Raw genomic sequence first — 6,231 nt, 5'->3', positions numbered from 1 at the left:
CCCGCCGATAAACGCGCCAGACGGTATTTTGTGGCAATTTAGTGCGCAAAGGCTCACTACCAGGCTGTCGGTAGCCAGTTGTTGGTTTTTGTAAACGAATGAAACCAGTTAAATAGCGGTTAGACCAACGAATTTTGCGTAACCGGTAAGAATAAACAACGACTTGTGTGGTTTGACTAAAACGTCCTACTTGATTAGTGGTGACATGATGAACGCGGTAATCTTTTGATTTCAAAAAATGGGTTTCGTAGCGCTGCCCCAGCTGCCCTACTAAGTACTCAGGGGCTGCTAATAGGTGATGATTATCATCAAAATGAAAAACGATGACTGGTGCGGCTGGTTGTTTGGCATAGACAACTTGAATGATCGCCCGCGAGTGAACAAAGTAGCCATGATAATTGTCCAGTCGGCTTAGATAATAATCTTTAAATTGATGAAGCGTAATTTTAAACGCTTGTCCCCGGACACCACTAACGATTTGTGGTTGTGCTAATCGTTGACCAGTTTCAGTGAAGTAAAAGACAATCACGAAGGAATCTGGCCGGACTTGGGTGCTAGGTTTTTGAATTTGGCTAGCCATTGGTAGATAAGCTTTGCCAGCAGTAGAAGGCAACCGGTTTTGCCGGCGACGGATAATAGACTGGTAGTCGGAATTTAAAGGTAGTTGAGCAGTAGCGATTTGTTGTTGAGGGTTAAAGAAAGCTTTAAGTCGTTTTAAGAAATTCACTGTTTAACCCTCCTCTTTAAATAAATATGACTGATTGTTTAGTTTGAATCATGCGGTAGTGAAACTTCGGCTAATTTTTCTGAAGTAATTAAATTGACTTCTGTACGCGATTTCTGGATTAATTGGGTGAGTACAAAATCAATTTCGTCAGGGTAAATGTTACGCTGGCGATTGGTCAATAAAATTTCATCATGACTTGGTGCCTTAGTGTAGATCACCAAAGTGTCCGCTAAAGCAAAGACGTGAATCACTGTGGCATCGGTATGTTTTAATTGGCTGGTCACTAAATTTTGATAATCGGTGGTGACGTCTTTTAATTGCATAACTAGATGCTCCTTTTTCAATTGGATGCTTAAAACCGCTCAGCATTTATCTAGCACCTAAAAGCACTTGATACTTTCATTATAGTAGAAAACAGCGTAAAACAAAATAAAATTCCCAATAAAAGGGTACTGCACCAGTTAAAAAATGATTGATGACTTAATTTTAGCAAGTTTAGAGTATAAAAAAGCGTTCTGGCAATATTGCCAGAACGCTTTTTAGTAAGTTAATTAGTCATCAGTTGATTGATCGTCATCAGCTGAGTCTGTTGTTGCTGCTTGATAAGGACGAATAACAATTTGACCATCCTTTACATCAGCAGTTAATGACTTATCTGCTGCATGGTCTAAATAGTAATCCGCGATGCGATCTTCAATTTGTTCTTGAATGACACGCCGCAATGGCCGTGCACCCATCGCTGGATTATAACCTAAATCAACTAATTTTTCTTTAGCTGGTTGTGTGACGTGAATCCTTAAGCCCTGATCAGCTGTCATGTCGTTAACATCATCTAACATTAAGTCGACGATTTTAACCAAGTCAGCCTTAGTTAAGGAGTTAAATTCAACAATATCATCAAACCGGTTTAAGAATTCAGGTTTAAAGTAGTTAGATAACTGGTTTAAAACTGAATGCGTGTGTCCAGAAGCTGCTGCACTAAACCCAACATTAGCTTCGGCGTCACCTTGACCTGCGTTAGAAGTCATGATGATAATGGTATCCTTGAAGCTAACAGTCCGACCTTGTGCATCAGTTAGCCGGCCATCATCTAAGATTTGCAAGAACATATGCATTACATCTGGGTGTGCCTTTTCAATTTCATCCAGTAAAATCAAACTATAAGGATGACGCCGAACTTGTTCCGTTAGTTGACCAGCTTCTTCATAGCCAACATAGCCTGGCGGTGACCCGATCAATTTAGAAACCGAGAATTTCTCCATGTATTCACTCATGTCAAAGCGAATCATTGAGTCTTCGGAACCAAATAATTCGCGGGCAAGCTGCTTAGCTAATTCGGTTTTACCAACACCAGTAGGGCCAACGAACAAGAAAGAACCAATTGGCCGACCGGATTTATTAAAGCCAATCCGATTCCGCCGGATTGCCCGGGCAACTTTATCCACTGCTTGTGTTTGTCCAATAACGTGTTGGTCTAAATCGTGGGCTAAAGTCTTAAGCTGCTTTTGTTCCTTAGCTCTTAATTCACCGACCGGAATGTTTGTTTTCTGTTCAACAATGTGTTCCATGTCTTTGATGCCAACAGATGGGGTCTCTTCAGCGGCAGAATCATTTTTCTGCATTTTTTCAAGTTTGCTGATTTGATCCCGATAGTAAGCAGCTTTTTCATAATCCTCTTGTTTTAAGGCCTGTTGCTTTTGCTTTTCAGCTTGTTGGGATTTTTCTTTAATCACTTTAGGATCAGCCGTATCAATGGTTAAATTCTTTCGTGAACCAGCTTCATCTAACAAGTCAATGGCTTTGTCAGGTAAGAAGCGGTCTTGAATATAACGATTAGAAAGGGTAGCCGCTGCTTTAATTGCTTCATCCGTGTATTTAACATGGTGATAAGCTTCATATTTTGGCTGTAAACCTTTCAAGATTTGAATGGTCTCATCAACTGTTGGTTCATCCACTTGAACTGGCTGGAACCGCCGTTCTAAGGCTGAATCCTTTTCAATCTTCCGGTATTCATTGGATGTGGTTGCCCCGATCAGTTGGAAATCGCCCCGGGCTAATGCTGGTTTTAATACGTTGCCAGCATCCATGCCACCTTCAGCATTACCAGCACCCATAATTTCATGAATTTCGTCGATAAACAAGATGATGTTTGTGTTTTTACGTACTTCATTCATTAGTTGTTGCATCCGTTGTTCAAACTGGCCCCGAATACCTGTGCCTTGAACTAAGGAAACAACATCTAACCGGACAACTTCTTTACTCTGCAATTTTTGTGGGACTTGGCCTGCGACAATTTTTTGGGCTAAGCCTTCAACAACCGCCGTTTTACCAACACCGGCTTCACCAATTAAAACTGGATTATTTTTAGTCCGCCGGTTTAAAATTTCGATAACACGTGAAATTTCTTTGTCACGGCCAATCACTGGATCGACTTTACCTTGGCGGGCTAAGTTAGTTAAATTAACACCAAACTGTGCTAATAAGCCTTTGCCGCCATTACCATTAGGTCCACGGCCGCCGCCACGCCCAGACTGGGTTTGTGGCCCTTGCTGATAGCCCATTTGTTGACCATCATTCATACCACCTTGGCCCATCGCCCGAAAAATGTCATCCAGGTTACTGAAACCAAAAGGATCACTAGGACCCATGGCATTGCGTGCCTGACCATTTTGCTGCTGTTTTAATAATTGATAACAGTTTTGGCAGAGGTCAATTTGTTTACGTCTACCATTAACATTCGTGTACAAATGAATGGTAGCTTCATTTTTTTGGCAATTTTGACACAGCATAGATCGTTTCACAACCTTTCGTACGAACTTTGTTTCGTAGCGCATTTAAAAGATCAAAAATCGTTTGACCAACTTTGACCTTTCAACAGCATTATACAACACGCATATTGAAATACAAGTATTTTACTCATAAAATTAGCAGAAATATTTTTGAGTGCTAATTTTTGCCAGTGAGTTGCATAACACTTACAATGTTAGTTTAATATAGGTATAGAAATGAGGCAAAAGTTATGATTGATTATTTAACACAAATAAAAGAATTAGCTGCTGGCAAGCGTGAGCAGTTAAAAATCACACCAGAAACTTTTCACGATTTTCGCAGTGCTTGGTTGAAATTTCCCCAACGGCAAAATATTGTCGGGGAGGCGCAGCAAGGTGGTACAGTAATTTACCGGTATAAAAAGAGCACGCCGTAAGTTTCTTCCTGTTAAATTGGAACTTTAATTTAACTGCTGTAAATTTTTAGTCCCGTGAAAACCCAAGTAAAAAGCTTGTCGAACCGGTTGAAAAATGGTAATCTTAACTGTTGAAAGGGCAATCTTGTTTTGTAACTTAAGAAAAGGAAAACCCTAACATAAACTTTTTATAATGCTAAAGGAGAATGATTATTCATGGAAAAACGCGATTTTCATATTACAGCTGACACAGGTATCCATGCACGTCCAGCAACTTTGTTAGTTCAATCAGCTAGCAAATTCAATTCAGATATTAATTTAGAATACAAGGGCAAATCAGTTAATTTGAAGTCCATTATGGGTGTGATGTCATTAGGTGTCGGTCAAGGCGCTGATGTTACAATCTCAGCTGAAGGTGCTGATGAAGCAGATGCAATGGCAGCTGTTGCCGAAACAATGAAAAAGGAAGGACTATCTGACTAATGTCGAAAATGTTAAAAGGGATTGCGGCTAGTGATGGCATTGCGCGTGCAAAAGCCTACCTGCTTGTTCAACCTGATTTATCATTTTCCAAAAAGTCTATTACTGATGTTGATGGCGAAGTTGCACGTTTAAATGATGCGGTATCTGCATCTAAAGACGAATTGAAAAAGATTCGTGAAATTGCAGCTAGCAGCTTAGGTGAAGAAGAAGCTCAAGTTTTCGATGCCCACATGATGATTTTGGCAGACCCAGAATTTGTCGGTGCCATCGAAACGGGCATTAAGAATGATAAAATTAACGCCGAACAAGTACTGCATAATGTTTCAACCCAGTTTGTTGAAACATTTGAAGCAATGACGGATAATCCTTATATGCAGGAACGGGCAGCTGATGTCCGCGATGTAACAAAACGGGTTATGAGCCATTTGTTAGGTGTCACGCTGCCTAATCCAGCTTTGATTAATGAAGAAGTTGTGATTGTTGCGCATGATTTGACTCCTAGTGATACGGCACAATTAAATCGTAAGTTCGTCAAGGGCTTTGTCACTGATTTAGGTGGCCGGACCAGTCATTCTGCAATTATGGCGCGTTCTTTGGAAATTCCTGCAATTGTCGGGACGGAAAAAGCAACCGCTGAAATTAAAGCAGACCAAATGGTCATTGTCGATGGTAACTCTGGCGATGCTTTAGTCGATCCAGATCAAGCTGACATTGACAAATATGATCAGGCTGCCAAAGATTTTGCCAAACAAAAGGCAGAATGGGAAAAGCTTAAAGACGAACAAACAGTCACAAAAGATGGTAAACAATTGATTACTGCCGCTAATATTGGGACGCCAGATGATGTTACTGGTGCAACTGATAACGGCGCAGAGGCTGTTGGCTTGTTCCGCTCTGAATTTTTGTATATGAATTCAGCGGAATTACCGACTGAAGACCAGCAATTTGCTGCCTATAAGCGTGCCCTTGAAGGAATGAAAGGTAAGCAAATTGTCGTACGGACAATGGATATCGGTGGGGATAAGCATTTACCATACTTACCATTGCCAGAAGAAATGAACCCATTTTTGGGTTATCGGGCAATTCGGATTAGTCTTGACCGCCAAGACATTTTCCGTACTCAATTACGTGCGTTACTACGTGCTTCAAACTACGGCAATTTAGCGATCATGTTTCCAATGATTGCGACGGTTAAAGAGTTTAAACAGGCACGGGCGATTTATGATGAAGAGCGCGCAAAGCTGATTAAGGCAGGAACACCTGTAGCTGATAAAATTGAAGTCGGTATGATGATGGAAATCCCAGCAGCAGCAATGATTGCGGATAAGTTGGCTAAATACGCTGATTTCTTTAGCATTGGCACTAACGACTTAATCCAATACTCAATGGCGGCTGATCGGGGTAATGAACGTGTTTCTTACCTATACCAACCTTACAATCCATCCATTTTGCGTTTAGTTAAGCGCGTTATCGATGCCTCGCATGCAGAGGGTAAATGGACTGGAATGTGCGGTGAAGCAGCTGGGGATCCAGTGATGGTGCCATTGCTGTTAGGCATGGGCTTGGATGAATATTCCATGAGCGCAACTTCAATTTTGAAGATCCGCAGCTTGATGCGGCGCTTAGACACTAAAGATATGAAGGCTTTGACGGATAAGGCTTTAACTGAAGCTGAAACCAATCAAGAAGTCATTGATTTAGTAAAAGCACACACGCGGGCTTAAATTAAAAACAGTGTTTAAAGCAGTATAAACCAGCTAATGCTGGTTTATACTGCTTTTTTACGGCTCTACAATATCTGTTGTTGGTAATAGATTTATCTATTATTGATGGCAGA

At 40.9% G+C, this 6,231-nt stretch carries 6 protein-coding genes; 3 read left to right on the top strand and 3 right to left on the bottom strand.

The window, feature by feature from the left end; all coding sequences use genetic code 11:
• From FC24_RS08095 to FC24_RS08085, 3 genes are all read right to left on the bottom strand, one after another.
• Positions 1–727 (bottom strand): MucBP domain-containing protein (locus tag FC24_RS08095; RefSeq protein ID WP_235807349.1); only part of this gene is annotated, 727 nt, incomplete at its 3' end.
• A 38-nt stretch (positions 728–765) separates the two neighbouring features.
• Positions 766–1,050: a DUF1827 family protein gene (locus tag FC24_RS08090; RefSeq protein ID WP_057874388.1), complete on the bottom strand. Its 285-nt coding sequence runs from the start codon at positions 1,048–1,050 to the stop codon at positions 766–768.
• Positions 1,051–1,278: 228 nt separating this feature from the next.
• On the bottom strand, positions 1,279–3,516 hold the full coding sequence (locus FC24_RS08085; RefSeq protein ID WP_057874387.1) for an ATP-dependent Clp protease ATP-binding subunit: 2,238 nt from the start codon (positions 3,514–3,516) through the stop codon (positions 1,279–1,281).
• 230 nt (positions 3,517–3,746) lie between these two features.
• Here FC24_RS08085 and FC24_RS08080 point away from each other — a divergent pair, with 230 nt between their 5' ends.
• From FC24_RS08080 to ptsP, 3 genes are all read left to right on the top strand, one after another.
• Entirely contained in the window at positions 3,747–3,932 is a 186-nt protein-coding gene (locus FC24_RS08080) for a hypothetical protein (RefSeq protein ID WP_057874386.1), read from the top strand.
• A gap of 195 nt (positions 3,933–4,127) precedes the next feature.
• A complete protein-coding gene (locus FC24_RS08075; RefSeq protein ID WP_057874385.1) occupies positions 4,128–4,394 on the top strand; it encodes a phosphocarrier protein HPr in 267 nt (88 codons plus the stop codon).
• On the top strand, positions 4,394–6,118 hold the full coding sequence (gene ptsP / locus FC24_RS08070; protein WP_057874384.1) for a phosphoenolpyruvate--protein phosphotransferase: 1,725 nt from the start codon (positions 4,394–4,396) through the stop codon (positions 6,116–6,118). The genes FC24_RS08075 and ptsP overlap by 1 nt, the downstream gene beginning before the upstream one ends.
• The last annotated feature ends 113 nt before the right edge of the window (positions 6,119–6,231 follow it).

The sequence above is a fragment of the Loigolactobacillus rennini DSM 20253 genome, assembly GCF_001436505.1.
Lineage (GTDB): Bacteria > Bacillota > Bacilli > Lactobacillales > Lactobacillaceae > Loigolactobacillus > Loigolactobacillus rennini.
This window is presented reverse-complemented; position numbering and strand designations above follow the sequence as displayed.

Bases quoted from the DNA above. Each gene is read 5' to 3' on its own strand.
- FC24_RS08090 (WP_057874388.1), bottom strand. From the start codon at position 1,050: ATGCAATTAAAAGACGTCACCACCGATTATCAAAATTTAGTGACCAGC.
- ptsP (WP_057874384.1), top strand. From the start codon at position 4,394: ATGTCGAAAATGTTAAAAGGGATTGCGGCTAGTGATGGCATTGCGCGT.
- FC24_RS08085 (WP_057874387.1), bottom strand. From the start codon at position 3,516: ATGCTGTGTCAAAATTGCCAAAAAAATGAAGCTACCATTCATTTGTAC.
- FC24_RS08080 (WP_057874386.1), top strand. From the start codon at position 3,747: ATGATTGATTATTTAACACAAATAAAAGAATTAGCTGCTGGCAAGCGT.
- FC24_RS08075 (WP_057874385.1), top strand. From the start codon at position 4,128: ATGGAAAAACGCGATTTTCATATTACAGCTGACACAGGTATCCATGCA.